Here is a 13,205-nt window from a genome sequence, read left to right as displayed (position 1 = left end):
TCCGTGCGCTCAGCCGGCCGGCTCTGCGTCGCTGGCGCGCATGTCGTCGTCGAGGGTTCGCATGAAGCGCGTCGGCACCATCACGACCGGATGCGGCGTGGCGTCTCCGGCGTCGCCCGCATCGAGCAGCGCGAACGCTTCCGCGATCAGCCGCTGCACGTCCTGCCGCAGCATCGTGACGTCGAACGGCAGGCGCGCGGCGAACGGGTCCCAGTCGAAGCAGCCGACTGCCGTGCGCTGCCAGATGTCCCACGGCAGCTCCGACGCGAAACGCACGAGCCCTTCGAACGAGGTGATCGAGTTCGTCAGCATGCCGGCCGGCAGCCGGCCGAGCGTGTCGTAGCGCCGCGCAAGCGCCTCGCGCGCGGCTGCGGGCGCGTAGCCGCAGCGCTCGATCGCGTCGTGCGGCGGCGGCGGCAGGCCGCGCGCGGCGAACGCGTCGTGAAAGCCCGCGATCCGCATCTCGGTCGCATATTCGCCGGCGATGCCGCCGAGCAGGATCAGTTCGTCGGGCGCATTGCCGCGCGCGAGCATCTTGTCGATCAGCACGTCGGTCAGCGCCCGCGCGCCCGCGCGGTTGTCCGATACGACCGACGGCGCACCTGCTCCCGGCAGGTCGACGTTGATCGACGGGATGCCGGCCGCATCGCACAGCGCATTGAGCGGTGCCGGGTCGCGCACGCCGGCAATGAACAGCAGTTCGACACGCTGCGCGAGCAGCGTCTGCGTGACGTTCAGTTCGACGTCCGGGGCGCGCTGCGTGCCGACGACGATCGGGCACAGGCCGCGCCGGCGCGCCTCGTCCTCGAAGGTTTCGGCGAGCCCCGCGAAGAAGCGGTTGCGGTAGTGCGGAATGACCATGCCCGCCAGCCCCGAGCGCGACAGGCGCAGGCCGCGCGCGCTCAGGTTCACGTTGTAGCCGAGCGCCTTGGCGCTGTCGAGAATGCGCGTGGCCGTTTCCTCGCTGATCCGGTAGCGCGCCCAGTTGCCGTTCAGCACCATGCTGACCGTGGACGTGGACGAGCCGGTTGCTTTCGCGATGTCGTAGATCGTGGACTTGCGTCCGGTAGTCGTGCGGGCCATCTGCGTCGTCGCTCCCCTCGTGTGCGTTTTTGTGTCGATGATGCCGACGGTATGCGTTTCGGGACGCGATGCCCTATCAGGGTTTTCCCATGCTTTCCGTCGAAGCTAAATGGATTCAGCATACACGAAACGGTTTGCTGAATGGATTTAGCAACTGACCGCCATGCCGGGGCCCGGAAGCCCGGCGACGGTCGCCTTCGGATGGAGGAGACATGTCGGTGAATTTCTTGCGCAAGGTATGCGCGGGCGTGGCTGCATTCGCGCTCGCGACGGGCATCGCATCGGCGTCGCCGGACAAGCCCGTGATCGGGGTCGTCGTGAAGATCGGCGGCATTCCGTGGTTCAACGCGATGGACGCGGGCATCAGGAAGCGCGGCGAGCAACTCGGCGTGAAGGCGTTCATGGTCGGGCCGACCAGCGCGGACCCGGCGCTGCAGGTGCGTGCGATCGAGGACCTGATCGCGCAGAAGGTCGACGTGATCGGCGTGGTGCCGAACGATGCCGAGGTGCTCGAGCCGGTGCTGCAGCGCGCGCGGGCCGCAGGTATCAAGGTGATCACGCACGAATCGCCGAAGCAGAAGAACACCGACTGGAATTTCGAGCTGGCCTCCGCGAAGGGCTTCGGCGAGGCGTACGCGAAGAACCTCGCCGCGGCGGTGGGCGGCAAGGGCGAATACGCGGTGTTCGTCGGCTCGCTGACGGTGCCGCTGCATAACGCGTGGGCCGATGCCGCGATCGCGTATCTGAAGGCCAACTATCCGGACATGAAGCTCGTCGGCGATCGCTACGGCGTGGCCGAAGACGTGGACGCGTCGCGCAAGACCGCGCTCGACCTGATGCGCGCGCACCCGAACCTGAAGGCGATCCTGGCGTTCGGCAGCCAGGGGCCGATCGGCGCCGCGCGCGCGGTCGCCGAGAAGCAGGCGAAGGGCAAGATCGTGGTGCTCGGGCCGTTCTCCCCGGGGCAGGGCCGGCGGCTCGTGCACGACGGCGTGCTGAACGGCGGCTACATGTGGAACCCCGCGCAGGCCGGCGAGGTGTTCGTCACGCTTGGCACGATGCTCGCGAAGGGGCAGCCGGTCAAGGACGGCATGACGATTCCGGGGCTCGGCGTCGTGCATCCGGAAGGCCACAACCTGATCGTGAACCAGCTCGTCGAGCTGAACGCGAAAACCGTCGACGATCTCGCGAAGCAGGGGCTGTGAGCGGCATGCATGCGGGCGCAACGCGCCGCGCGATGAAGTCGTTCGGTTCTCCCGATGTTTCATAGCAGGCCGCACCGGAGCGTAGCGATGATGTCTGCCCATTCCCGTGAATCAGCGGCGTCCGGCCGGGCGAGCCCGCCGCCGGCCGCGTTCGCGGCCGACGCGCCGTTGCTCGAACTCGACAACGTGTCGAAGACGTTCGGTGGCGTGCAGGCGCTGCAGCAGGTGCGGTTCGACGTGATGCCGGGCGAAGTGCTGTGCCTGGCCGGCGAGAACGGCTGCGGCAAGAGCACCTTGATCAAGATCGTGAGCGGCGTCCATCGCCCGGAATCCGGCGCGGTGATGCGCTTCGACGGCAAGCCGGCCGGCGATCTCGATCCGGCGCGTGCGCGCGCGCTCGGTATCCAGGTGATCTGGCAGGATCTCGCGTTGTTCCCCGAGATGACGGTCGCCGAGAACATCGCGTTCGAGCAGAACCTCGGCGCGCGTCCACGGCTGGTCGACTACGGGCGGATGAAGGTCGCCGCGCGGCAGATTCTCGCGCGGCTCGGCGTCGAGCTCGATCTCGGCAGGCCGGTGCGTACGCTCACGATCGCACAGCGGCAGGTTGTCGCGATCGCGCGCGCGCTCGTCGCCCAGGCACGTCTCGTTTTCATGGACGAGCCGACCGCGTCGCTCAGCCATGCCGAGACGCAGGCGCTGCTCGCGATCGTGCGCCGCCTGTCGGCCGACGGCATCGCGGTGGTGTTCGTCAGCCATCGGCTCGCGGAAGTGCTCGACGTATGCGCGCGCGTGACGGTGCTGCGCGACGGCCGCTATGTCGGCACGTTTCCGACGGCGGGGATGACGCAGACGCGGCTCACCGAGCTGATGACGGGGCGCACTTTCGATTACGCGGTGCGCACGACCGACCTGTCGGCCGCGGCCGCGATGCTGCGTGTCGACGGGCTGTCGCGGCGCGGCGAATACGAGGCCGTGTCGTTCGAGGTGCGGCGCGGCGAGATCCTCGGCCTGACGGGGCGTCTCGGCGCGGGGCGCACCGAGCTTGCGCTGTCGCTGTTCGGGATGACGCGGCCAGACGCCGGCACGATCGCGCTCGACGGCCGGCGGCTGTCGCTGCGCTCCAATCGCGACGCGATTCGCGCGGGCATCGCGTACGTGTCGGAAGACCGCCTGCAACTGGGCCTCGTGCAGCCGCAATCGATCGGCGACAACACGGCGATCGCGGTGCTCGACGACCTGCTCGGTGCGGCCCGGCTGATTTCGCCGCGGCGGCGCGATGCGCTGATCCGCGACTGGGTCGCCCGGCTCGCGGTGAAGATCGGCGGCCCCGACGACGCGGTGTCGACGCTGTCGGGCGGCAACCAGCAGCGCATCGTGCTCGCGAAATGGCTCGCGACGCAGCCGAAGCTGCTGATCCTCGATTCGCCGACGGTCGGCGTCGACGTCGGCGCGCGTGCCGGCATCTTCGCGATCATTCACCGGCTCGCGGCGCAAGGCATGGCGATCGTGCTGATCTCCGACGAGATTCCCGAGGTGTACTTCAACTCGGATCGCATCCTGCACGTGCGCGACGGCCGTATCGTCGCCGAGTACGTACCGGGCGGCACGCCGATCGATCACATCGAGCGAGACGTCCATGCGTAAGCCCGGCATATTCGGCATCGGCTCGACCGAAGCTTGGCTGCTCGCGGTGATCGTCGCGATGGCGGTCGGCCTCGGCATCGCTACGCCGACCTTCCTGACGCTGTCCAACCTGTTCGACCTGCTCAACCAGAGCGCGGTCAACATCATCTTCGCGGTCGGGCTGCTGATCGTGCTGATCGCGGGCGGCATCGACATATCGTTCGCGGTCGGCGCATCGGTGGTGCAGTACCTCGCGGCGCTCACGCTCATGCGGCTCGGCGGCGGCAACTGGGCGCTCGGCTTCGCGGTCTCGGCCTGCTTCGGCATCCTGCTCGGCGCGGTGAACGCGACGATCATCTACCGGTTTCGCGTCGTGTCGATCGTCGCGACGATCGCGACCTTCAACATCTTCTTCGGCGGGCTGATGTTCGTGACGGGCGGCGTGTCGATCTACGACCTGCCCGACTGGTGGACGAATCGCGTCACGCTCGTGCAGGTCGATACGCCGGGCGGCGTCGCATCGCTTGCGCTGCCGGTCGCGGTGATGGCAGCGGCCGTCGTCGCGACGTGGTTCCTGCTGCGGCGCACGACGCTCGGCCGCCAGCTCTATGCGACCGGCGACAACCCGGAAGCCGCGCGGCGCGTCGGCATCGATCTCGCGACGATGCATTACGTCGCATACGGCTGGCTCGGGATGATGGCGGGCATCGCGGGCCTGATGCAGGCGCACTACGTGCAGGAGATCGTGCCGAACGCGCTGTACGGCCGCGAACTGGACGTGCTCGCGGCCGTCGTGCTCGGCGGCGCGCGACTCGGCGGCGGGCGTGGCACGGTGCTCGGCGCGATCCTCGGCATTCTGCTCGTGTCGATCACCGCGAACGGGCTCAACCTGCTCGGCGTGTCGCCGTACGCATTCAAGATGATCGTCGGCGCGGTCATCCTGGTCGCGATCACCGTGTCGAGCGACGGCGTCGCGCGGCTGGTCGGCTCGCGCTTCCTGTCGCCACGCGCGAGGACATGATCATGAGACACGCCGAATCCCGGCGCTTTCCGGCGCTGTCCGTTCCGGCCGACGTGGCCGGCCTGCTGGGTTTTCTCGCGTGCATCGTCGCGACGATGAGCGTCGCGTCCGACCGTTTCCTGACGGGCGGCACGTTTGCGTCGATCGCGTTCCAGCTGCCGGAGCTCGGCCTGTTCACGCTGGCGATGCTGATGCCGCTGGTGTCCGGCGGCTTCAACCTCGCCGTCACGTTCACCGCGAACATCGCGGGGCTCGCGATGGCGTGGGTGATCCAGTCGCACGGCGGCCCGGAGGCCGGCATCGCGGCGGTCGCGCTCGGCATCGCCGCGGCGCTCGCGACGGGCGCCGCGGCCGGCTGGCTGATCGGCGCGGTGATCGCGCATACGGGCGCGAGCCCGATCCTCGTGTCGCTGTCGGCGATGATCTTCCTGCGCGGTCTCGGCGAATTCCTGACGCGCGGCGGCGACATTTCCGGGTTTCCGCCGGTCGTCCGCTCGATGGGCAACGGGCTGTGGCTCGGCGTGCCGGCGCCGCTGTGGATCTTCGCGGGCTGCGCGCTGCTGTGGCACGTCGTGATGACGTATTCGCGGCTGGGCTTCGTCACGCGGATGATCGGCTCGAATGCGGAAGCGGCGCGCTACTCGGGCATCTCGACCACGCGGGCGATCACTCGCATCTACATGCTGTCGGGGCTGATGTGCGGCGTGGCCGGCGTCGTGATGCTGTCGCGCTTCAACTCGGTGCGGGTCGGTCATGGCGAAGCGTTCCTGCTGATCTCGGTGCTCGCCTGCTTTCTCGGGCGCGTCGATCCGTTCGGCGGCTTCGGTCGCGTCGCGCCGGTCGTGATCGCGCTCGTGATCCTGCAGGTGATCGCATCGGGCCTCAACCTGCTCGGCGCGAGCCAGCACCTCGCGACCGCGCTGTGGGGCGCGTTCCTGCTCGCGGTGATGCTGGTGCGCTGGGCATGGGCCCGGCATGCGTCGCGGCCGCGCAATCGCAATCGAATCGCGACGCCGGCGCTCGGCGGCCTCGAACCCTCTCAACGGAAGGAGACGAAATGAACAAGCTTGGCGTACATGCGCTGGTCTGGGAGGCCGGCTGGAGCCGCGACGCATGCGCGCGCGCAATCGCGAATACGGCCGAGACGGGCTTCGATTTCATCGAGGTGCCCGCGCTCGACCCCGATTCGATCGACGCCGCGTTCACGCGGCGCGAACTCGAACGGTACGGGCTCGGCATCACGTTCTCGCTCGGGCTCGATGCGCAATCCGACATTTCGAGCGGCGATGCGCAGAAGGCCGCGCGCGGCAAGCAGAAACTCGAGGCCGCGCTGCGTGTCGCGCGCGACTGCGGCGCGACGCACGTATGCGGGATCCTGTATTCGGCGTTCCAGAAGAATTTCACGCCGACGACGGCCGCCGGCGTCGCGATGTCCGCCGACATCCTCGCGCAGGTGGCGGACACGGCCGCGCAAAGCGGCATCACGCTCGGGCTCGAAGTCGTGAACCGCTACGAGTCGAACGTGCTCAACACCGCGTCGCAGGGTGTCGAGCTGTGCCGGCGCATCGGCCGGCCGAACGTGAAGGTGCATCTCGACACGTATCACATGCATATCGAGGAGTCGGACGTGACGTCGGCGATCCGCGACACCGGCGAGCAGCTCGGCTACGTGCACATCGGCGATTCGCATCGCGGGTATCTGGGGTCGGGCAACGTCGATTTCACCGCGGTGTTTCGTGCGTTGGTGTTCGGCGGCTATACGGGGCCGATTACGTTCGAGAGTTTTTCGTCGCGTGTCGTCGGCCAGCCGCTCGAAGGCATCCTCGCGATCTGGCGCAACCTGTGGGAAGACAGTCACGATCTCGCCGCGCACGCGCTGGCCTTTACGCGCGTGCAGCTCAAGTCCGCGCGCGAGGCGCTGAAGCAGGCCGAACGGAGCCGGTTGCCGTGAGCGGCGCGGTGACGGGCACGCAACGCATCGACTGAGAGGCGCTGGCTGATCCTCAACAACCTGTACCTGCGGCGCCGGGCGCAGCGAATCGGCACGGCGCTTTCGCGCGCGCCGTCGGCTTCCGCGTGACGGACGGTCGATCCCGCTTGCAGCGTACCGGCTTTACGAAAACACCACCGTCCGATCCCCGTTCAAAAACACCCGCCGCTCGATAAACGCCTTCACCGCGCGCGCAAGCGTGATGCTTTCGACGTCGCGCCCCACCGCCAGCAATTGCTCCGGACGCAGCGCGTGATCCACACGCTCGACGACCTGCTCGATGATCGGGCCTTCGTCGAGATCGTCGGTGACGAAGTGCGCCGTCGCGCCGATCAGTTTCACGCCGCGCGCATGCGCCTGGTGATACGGCTTCGCGCCCTTGAAGCCGGGCAGGAACGAGTGATGGATGTTGATCGCGCGGTTCGCGAGCTTCGCGCTCGTCTCCTGCGACAGCACCTGCATGTAGCGCGCGAGGATCACGAGTTCGGCGCCGCTCGATTCGAAGAAGTCGAGCCACTGCGCTTCCTGCTGCGCCTTCGTGTCGGCCGTGATCGGGAAGTGCCGGAACGGCAGCCCGTGCTGCGCGGCCATCGGCTCGAAATCGGGGTGGTTCGACACGATGCCGACGATGTCCATCTTCAGTTCGCCCATCCGCCAGCGGAACAGCAGGTCCGCGAGGCAGTGCTCGAGCTTCGACACCATGATCAGCACCTTCGGCCGCGCGTTCACGTCGTGGATCGCCCATTGCATGTCGCCGCCGAGGCCGGCCGCGATCGGCGCGAACTCCTGGCGCAGCGCGTCGATCTGCAGCGTTTCATCCGTCGGATGAAAGACGCAGCGCACGAAGAAGCGGTTGCTGAGATCGTCGTCGAACACGTTCAGCGCATCGACATAGCAGCGATGGCGATCGAGAAAGCCGACGACGGCGGCGACCTGGCCGGCCGCGCTCGAGCACGACAGTGTCAGGACGAATTGATCGGGGCGGTGCTCGGCGGTCATGAGAATCCTCGGATGGCATGGGGCGCACGGCCGTGCGGCAGCGCACCAAAGCGCCGCGCCGCGCGGGTTGCGGGAGACTCAAGTAAATCAGGACGATTTTGGGGAGGATAGAACCAACGCGCCGTGTGGCTGGTATCGGCGCGCCAGCGCGCGGGGGGCAGGCGCGCTTCGTCAGGCGCTTGCGCACGCATCGAGCAGCCAGCGCCGGAACACGTGGGTCGCGTCCGGCTCGGGCCGCTGCGGCGGCCGCACCAGGAAGTAGCCGCGCGACGTGACGACGGGCGCGTCGACGAGCTTCACGAGCTGGCCGGACGCGACAAGCTCGTCGACGAGCGGCGACCAGCCGAGCGCGACGCCTTCGCCGAGCAGCGCTGCGTGGATCACGAGCGCGTAGCTGTTGAAGGTCACGCCGCGCGCGGCGGCCGCCATGTCGAGGCCGTGCGCGTCGAACCAGCCGGACCACGACAGCCAACGCTCGGGGCGCGTCGGCTGCACGTGCAGCAGCGGCAGCGCGAGCAGTTGGTCGGCCCGCGCGACGTGCGGATGCGCGTCGCGGAACGCGGGCGAGCACACGGGCGTGACGGATTCCGGAAAGAGCCGCGCGGCCGTGCACGACGGCCAGTGGCCGTCGCCGAACAGGATCGCGATGTCGCCGTGGTCGCGCTGCGCATCGTAATCCTGTGACGTGACGACGCGCACGTCGACATCCGGCATCACGCGCTTCAGGCCCGCCAGGCGCGGCATCAGCCAGTAGGTCGCGAAGCCGAAGTCGGTGACGATCGTGAGCGCACCGTGCTCGCGGCGCGCGCGCAGCGTCGCGGTGGCGCCGCGCAGCGTGTCGAGGCTCAGCCGCACGGCTTCGTACAGGCACTGGCCGTCGGCTGTCAGCGTGACGCCGCGCGGGCTGCGCTCGAACAGCGGCACACCGAGTTCGGCCTCGAGCTGGAACACCTGCTGGCTCACGGCCGGCTGCGTCGAGCCGAGCTCGCGCGCGGCGGCCGTGAAGCTCGCGAGCCGGGCGGCCGATTCGAACGCGCGCAGCGCCTGCATCGACGGTAACGGTTCGGATTTCGACATAAGTCCTTCTAATGGCCCCATAAGGGCAGGACGCCTTCCCGCCCGGATTCGGGCGGGCGATAGTGCATCTGACGGTACGGCAGACGCGCTTCACGGCCGCCGCGCCAGGCCTTTCCGCGATTCTAGCCAGTCGCGGCGGGCATGCGCGGCACTTTCTTCGGGCCGCCTCCGTCATGCCGGACGTCTCGCCGCCAAAGCGGCGTGCCGTTCCATTCGAACACCGATTTCCCCACGACCGCCGATGACGAACCCGACACCCAACATCCTGATCCTGATGGCCGACCAGCTCACGCCGTTCGCGCTGCCGGCATACGGCAACCGCGTCGCGCGCACGCCGACGCTCGACCGGCTCGCCTCGCAAGGCGTGGTGTTCGACGCCGCGTATTGCGCGAGCCCGCTGTGCGCGCCGTCCCGTTTCTCGCTGCTGACCGGCAAGCTGCCGTCGGGGATCGGCGCCTACGATAACGCCGCCGAATTGCCGGCGCAAACGCTGACGTTCGCGCACTACCTGCGCGCGGGCGGCTACCGGACGATGCTGTCCGGCAAGATGCATTTCTGCGGGCCCGACCAGTTGCACGGCTTCGAGGAGCGGCTCACGACCGACATCTATCCGGCCGATTTCGGCTGGGTGCCCGACTGGGACAACCCGGCGGAGCGGCCGAGCTGGTATCACAACATGAGCTCGGTGCTCGACGCGGGCCCGTGCGTGCGCACGAACCAGCTCGATTTCGACGACGAAGTCACGTTCGCCGCGAAGCAGAAGCTGTACGACGTCGCGCGCGAGCGCGCGGCCGGGCATGACGCGCGGCCGTTCTGCATGGTCGTGTCACTGACCCATCCGCACGACCCGTATGCGATCACGCGCGAATACTGGGATCTGTATCGCGACGACGAGATCGACATGCCGGCCGTGCGGCTCGATGCAGCGGACAGCGACCCGCATTCGCAGCGGCTGCGCTTCGTCTGCGAGAACGACCGCACGCCGCCGACCGACGCGCAGATCCGCGCCGCGCGCCGCGCGTACTACGGCGCAACCTCCTACGTCGACGCACAGTTCGGCAGCGTGCTGGCCGCGCTCGAGCAGTGCGGGTTCGCCGACGACACGATCGTGATCGTCACGTCCGACCACGGCGACATGCTCGGCGAGCGCGGGCTCTGGTACAAGATGACGTTCTTCGAAGGCGGCTGCCGCGTGCCGCTGATCGTCCATGCGCCGGGCCGCTTCGGCGCCGCGCGCGTGCGCGGGCCGGTGTCGCACGTCGACCTGCTGCCGACGCTCGTCGACCTGGCCGGCGCCGCGCCCGCTGGCGGCTGGCCCGACCCGGTCGACGGCGCGAGCCTCGTGCCGCACCTGCACGGCACGCCCGCGCACGATGTCGCGCTCGGCGAATACCTGGCGGAAGGCGCGGTCGCGCCGGTCGTGATGATCCGCCGCGGCGACTGGAAGTACGTGCATTGCCCGGCCGATCCCGACCAGCTCTACAACCTCGCCGACGATCCGCGCGAACTCACGAATCTCTCCGGCTCGCCGGAAGCCGCCGACGTGCTCGCGGCGTTCCGCGTTGAAGCCGCGCAGCGCTGGAACCTGCCCGAGCTGGACCGGCAGGTGCGCGCGAGCCAGCGGCGCCGGCGCTTCCATTACGCGGCGGCGACGCAGGGCCGCATCCACGCGTGGGACTGGCAGCCGTTCACCGACGCGAGCCAGCGTTACATGCGCAATCACATCGAACTCGACACGCTCGAGGCGATGGCGCGTTTTCCGCGGGTCGGGCGCTGAGCGCTCCGCATCGCGATCATTGACGAACGACGGAGGAAGCTGGCGATGGAACCGCAATGCAATGCAGCAATCCGGATCGGCGCGGCGCTCGCCGCGGCCGCCTGCTTGATGACGATGCAGGGCGCGCATGCGGCCGACCCGCAGACGTGCAGCGACGTGAAAATGGCGGCGCCAGGCTGGACCGACATCGACGCGACGAATGCGATGGCGGGCGTCGTGCTGAAGGCGCTCGGCTATCGGCAGGACGTGGCGAACCTGTCCGTGCCGATCACGTACCAGGGGCTCAAGAAAGGGCAGGTCGACGTGTTCCTCGGCAACTGGATGCCCGCGCAGGCGCCGCTCGTGAAGCCGTTCGTCGATGACAAATCGATCGACGTGCTGCACGCGAACCTGAGCGGCGCGAAGTTCACGCTTGCGGTGCCCGACTACGTCGCGGCCGCGGGCGTGCATACGTTCGCCGATCTCGCGCGCCATGCAGACCGCTTCGGCGGCAAGATCTACGGGATCGAGCCCGGCGCGCCCGCGAACCAGAACATCAAGCGGATGCTGTCCGACCACGCGCTCGGTACGGCGAACTGGTCGCTCGTCGAATCGAGCGAGACGGGCATGCTCACGCAGGTCGAGCGCGCGGTGCGCGACAAGCGCTGGATCGTGTTTCTCGCGTGGGAGCCGCATTTGATGAACACGAAGTTCCATCTGACCTACCTGTCGGGCGGCGATGCGTACTTCGGCCCGAACTACGGCGGCGCGACGGTCAACACGGTCACGCGCGCCGGGTTTGCCGGCCAGTGCGCGAACCTTGCGCGGCTGTTCCGGCAGATGACGTTCTCCGTCGACGTCGAGAACCGGATGATCGCCGACATGCTCGATAACAAAACGTCGCCCGCGCTCGCGGCGCAACACGCGCTGAAGGCCGACCCGGCGCTGGTCGCCGGCTGGCTGGACGGCGTGACGACGGCCGCCGGCGCACCGGGCCTGCCGGCCGTGCGAGCGGCCCTCGACGGCCGCTGACCCCGCCTCCGGGCGGCCGGTTTTTGCCGTGCCGCCCGTCTACGTGTTTTCCCGACCCGTCGCATCGTGACCATTTAGTGTCGCCTTCAGACGGGTGACCCGAAATATGGGTTTGTATTTTTCGGCAATGGCTGCGTTATTGCGAAAAACGAAATACCGAAGCCAGCGGGCGTACTGAATTCGAATCCACCGGCGTATCGCGGCAGGCGCCGGGACGAGATTCTTTCCATCGAATGGTTCAGGGAGGGTGGTCGATAATGAAGCACACGAAAGTCGCCGTAGCCGCCGCGCTTGCATGCGCGGCCTGTATTCCCGCCATTGGCCATGCGCAGAGCAGCGTGACGCTGTACGGGATTCTCGACGCGGGCATCACGTACGTGAACAACACCGGCGGCTCGCACGTGGTCAAGTTCGACGACGGCGTCTCGTACGGAAACCGCTTCGGCCTGAAGGGCACGGAAGACCTGGGCGGCGGCCTGAAGGCCGTGTTCGCCCTCGAGAGCGGCTTCCACCTCGGCAACGGGCAGCTCGGCTTCGGCGGCGCGGAGTTCGGCCGGCAGGCGTATGTCGGCCTGCAGAACGACTGGGGCACGCTGTCGTTCGGCAACCAGCTCGACATCACGAACGAACTCGTGTCGATCTACAACATCTCGGCGTGGGGCAGCGGTTATGCGATCCACCAGGGCGACTTCGACCGCTTCAACGGCGACCGCCTGCCGAATTCGGTGAAGTTCCTGTCGAACGACCTCAGCGGCTTCAAGTTCGGCGCGATGTACTCGTTCGGCAACGTCGCGGGCAATTTCCACCGCAACAGCGCATGGAGCGCGGGCGCGAGCTTCACGAAGGGCGATTTCTCGATCGGCGCCGCGTACACGCGCCTGAACAACCCGAACGGCATCTATGCGTTCGACCCGTACGCGATGATCGGCACGCACACGTTCCTCGGCCAGCAGACCGTCACCGTCGATCCGGCGACCGGCGCGCGCACCGACTTGTTCGCGAACACGCCGATGGACGTCGACAGCCAGGGCACGTTCGGCATCGGCTCGAGCTACACGATCGGCAAGCTGACGCTCGACGCCAACTTCTCGTACACGACGATCAAGGGTTTCGGCCAGTCGTCGCACATGCAGGTGTATGAAGGCGGCGGCTTGTACCAGTTCACGCCGGCGCTGAGCCTGATCGCGGGCTACCAGCATACGCGTTTCGAAGGCCATCACTGGAACCAGGGCACGGCGGGCCTGCACTACCTGCTGTCGAAGCGCACCGACGTATATATCTCCGGCGATTACCTGCGCGCGTCGCACGGCGTCGATGCGGTGGTCGGCTACAGCTTTACGCCGTCGACGACGCAGACGCAGGCCGACGTGCGGATCGGGATGCGGCATTCGTTCTGAGCGGGGTGGTTTGGAGCAG

General features: G+C 68.0%; 11 protein-coding genes. 8 read left to right on the top strand and 3 right to left on the bottom strand.

Going from position 1 to position 13,205, the window contains the following annotated elements; all coding sequences use genetic code 11:
* Positions 1–9: 9 nt before the first annotated feature.
* Positions 10–1,083 carry a LacI family DNA-binding transcriptional regulator gene (locus FPJ27_RS16255; protein ID WP_204421802.1) on the bottom strand — a complete coding sequence of 358 codons (1,074 nt, stop codon included), beginning with the start codon at positions 1,081–1,083 and terminating at the stop codon, positions 10–12.
* A 212-nt stretch (positions 1,084–1,295) separates the two neighbouring features.
* On the opposite strand from FPJ27_RS16255, the gene FPJ27_RS16250 reads away from it, so the two are divergent.
* The 5 genes from FPJ27_RS16250 (at position 1,296) to FPJ27_RS16230 (ending at position 6,886) form a co-directional block, all read left to right on the top strand.
* Positions 1,296–2,288, top strand: a complete 993-nt coding sequence (locus tag FPJ27_RS16250) for a substrate-binding domain-containing protein (protein ID WP_204421801.1) — start codon at positions 1,296–1,298, stop codon at positions 2,286–2,288.
* 87 nt (positions 2,289–2,375) lie between these two features.
* Positions 2,376–3,935 carry a sugar ABC transporter ATP-binding protein gene (locus FPJ27_RS16245; RefSeq protein WP_204421800.1) on the top strand — a complete coding sequence of 520 codons (1,560 nt, stop codon included), beginning with the start codon at positions 2,376–2,378 and terminating at the stop codon, positions 3,933–3,935.
* Positions 3,928–4,935 (top strand): ABC transporter permease, encoded by a 1,008-nt coding sequence (locus FPJ27_RS16240; protein WP_175962239.1) that lies wholly within the window; start codon positions 3,928–3,930, stop codon positions 4,933–4,935. Before FPJ27_RS16245 ends, FPJ27_RS16240 begins: the two co-directional genes overlap by 8 nt.
* A gap of 2 nt (positions 4,936–4,937) precedes the next feature.
* Positions 4,938–5,996, top strand: a complete 1,059-nt coding sequence (locus FPJ27_RS16235) for an ABC transporter permease (RefSeq protein ID WP_204421799.1) — start codon at positions 4,938–4,940, stop codon at positions 5,994–5,996.
* Positions 5,993–6,886, top strand: a complete 894-nt coding sequence (locus FPJ27_RS16230; RefSeq protein WP_204421798.1) for a sugar phosphate isomerase/epimerase family protein — start codon at positions 5,993–5,995, stop codon at positions 6,884–6,886. Before FPJ27_RS16235 ends, FPJ27_RS16230 begins: the two co-directional genes overlap by 4 nt.
* A gap of 162 nt (positions 6,887–7,048) precedes the next feature.
* Here the strand turns inward: FPJ27_RS16230 and purU are convergent, their stop codons facing one another.
* Together purU and FPJ27_RS16220 are read right to left on the bottom strand one after the other, a co-directional pair.
* Positions 7,049–7,924 (bottom strand): formyltetrahydrofolate deformylase, encoded by an 876-nt coding sequence (gene purU, locus FPJ27_RS16225; protein WP_072441954.1) that lies wholly within the window; start codon positions 7,922–7,924, stop codon positions 7,049–7,051.
* A 171-nt stretch (positions 7,925–8,095) separates the two neighbouring features.
* Entirely contained in the window at positions 8,096–9,001 is a 906-nt protein-coding gene (locus FPJ27_RS16220) for a LysR family transcriptional regulator (protein ID WP_204421797.1), read from the bottom strand.
* A gap of 241 nt (positions 9,002–9,242) precedes the next feature.
* Here FPJ27_RS16220 and betC point away from each other — a divergent pair, with 241 nt between their 5' ends.
* From betC to FPJ27_RS16205, 3 genes are all read left to right on the top strand, one after another.
* Positions 9,243–10,778 (top strand): choline-sulfatase, encoded by a 1,536-nt coding sequence (betC, locus tag FPJ27_RS16215; protein WP_204421796.1) that lies wholly within the window; start codon positions 9,243–9,245, stop codon positions 10,776–10,778.
* Positions 10,779–10,823: 45 nt separating this feature from the next.
* Positions 10,824–11,789 carry a choline ABC transporter substrate-binding protein gene (gene choX, locus FPJ27_RS16210; protein ID WP_072441948.1) on the top strand — a complete coding sequence of 322 codons (966 nt, stop codon included), beginning with the start codon at positions 10,824–10,826 and terminating at the stop codon, positions 11,787–11,789.
* 257 nt (positions 11,790–12,046) lie between these two features.
* Positions 12,047–13,186, top strand: a complete 1,140-nt coding sequence (locus tag FPJ27_RS16205) for a porin (protein WP_034180735.1) — start codon at positions 12,047–12,049, stop codon at positions 13,184–13,186.
* Positions 13,187–13,205: the final 19 nt, after the last annotated feature.

The sequence above is a fragment of the Burkholderia sp. MS455 genome (assembly GCF_016899445.1).
GTDB lineage: Bacteria > Pseudomonadota > Gammaproteobacteria > Burkholderiales > Burkholderiaceae > Burkholderia > Burkholderia pyrrocinia_C.
This window is presented reverse-complemented; position numbering and strand designations above follow the sequence as displayed.

Bases quoted from the DNA above. Each gene is read 5' to 3' on its own strand.
- FPJ27_RS16255 (WP_204421802.1), bottom strand. From the start codon at position 1,083: ATGGCCCGCACGACTACCGGACGCAAGTCCACGATCTACGACATCGCG.
- choX (WP_072441948.1), top strand. From the start codon at position 10,824: ATGGAACCGCAATGCAATGCAGCAATCCGGATCGGCGCGGCGCTCGCC.
- purU (WP_072441954.1), bottom strand. From the start codon at position 7,924: ATGACCGCCGAGCACCGCCCCGATCAATTCGTCCTGACACTGTCGTGC.
- betC (WP_204421796.1), top strand. From the start codon at position 9,243: ATGACGAACCCGACACCCAACATCCTGATCCTGATGGCCGACCAGCTC.
- FPJ27_RS16230 (WP_204421798.1), top strand. From the start codon at position 5,993: ATGAACAAGCTTGGCGTACATGCGCTGGTCTGGGAGGCCGGCTGGAGC.
- FPJ27_RS16220 (WP_204421797.1), bottom strand. From the start codon at position 9,001: ATGTCGAAATCCGAACCGTTACCGTCGATGCAGGCGCTGCGCGCGTTC.
- FPJ27_RS16235 (WP_204421799.1), top strand. From the start codon at position 4,938: ATGAGACACGCCGAATCCCGGCGCTTTCCGGCGCTGTCCGTTCCGGCC.
- FPJ27_RS16205 (WP_034180735.1), top strand. From the start codon at position 12,047: ATGAAGCACACGAAAGTCGCCGTAGCCGCCGCGCTTGCATGCGCGGCC.
- FPJ27_RS16250 (WP_204421801.1), top strand. From the start codon at position 1,296: ATGTCGGTGAATTTCTTGCGCAAGGTATGCGCGGGCGTGGCTGCATTC.
- FPJ27_RS16245 (WP_204421800.1), top strand. From the start codon at position 2,376: ATGATGTCTGCCCATTCCCGTGAATCAGCGGCGTCCGGCCGGGCGAGC.
- FPJ27_RS16240 (WP_175962239.1), top strand. From the start codon at position 3,928: ATGCGTAAGCCCGGCATATTCGGCATCGGCTCGACCGAAGCTTGGCTG.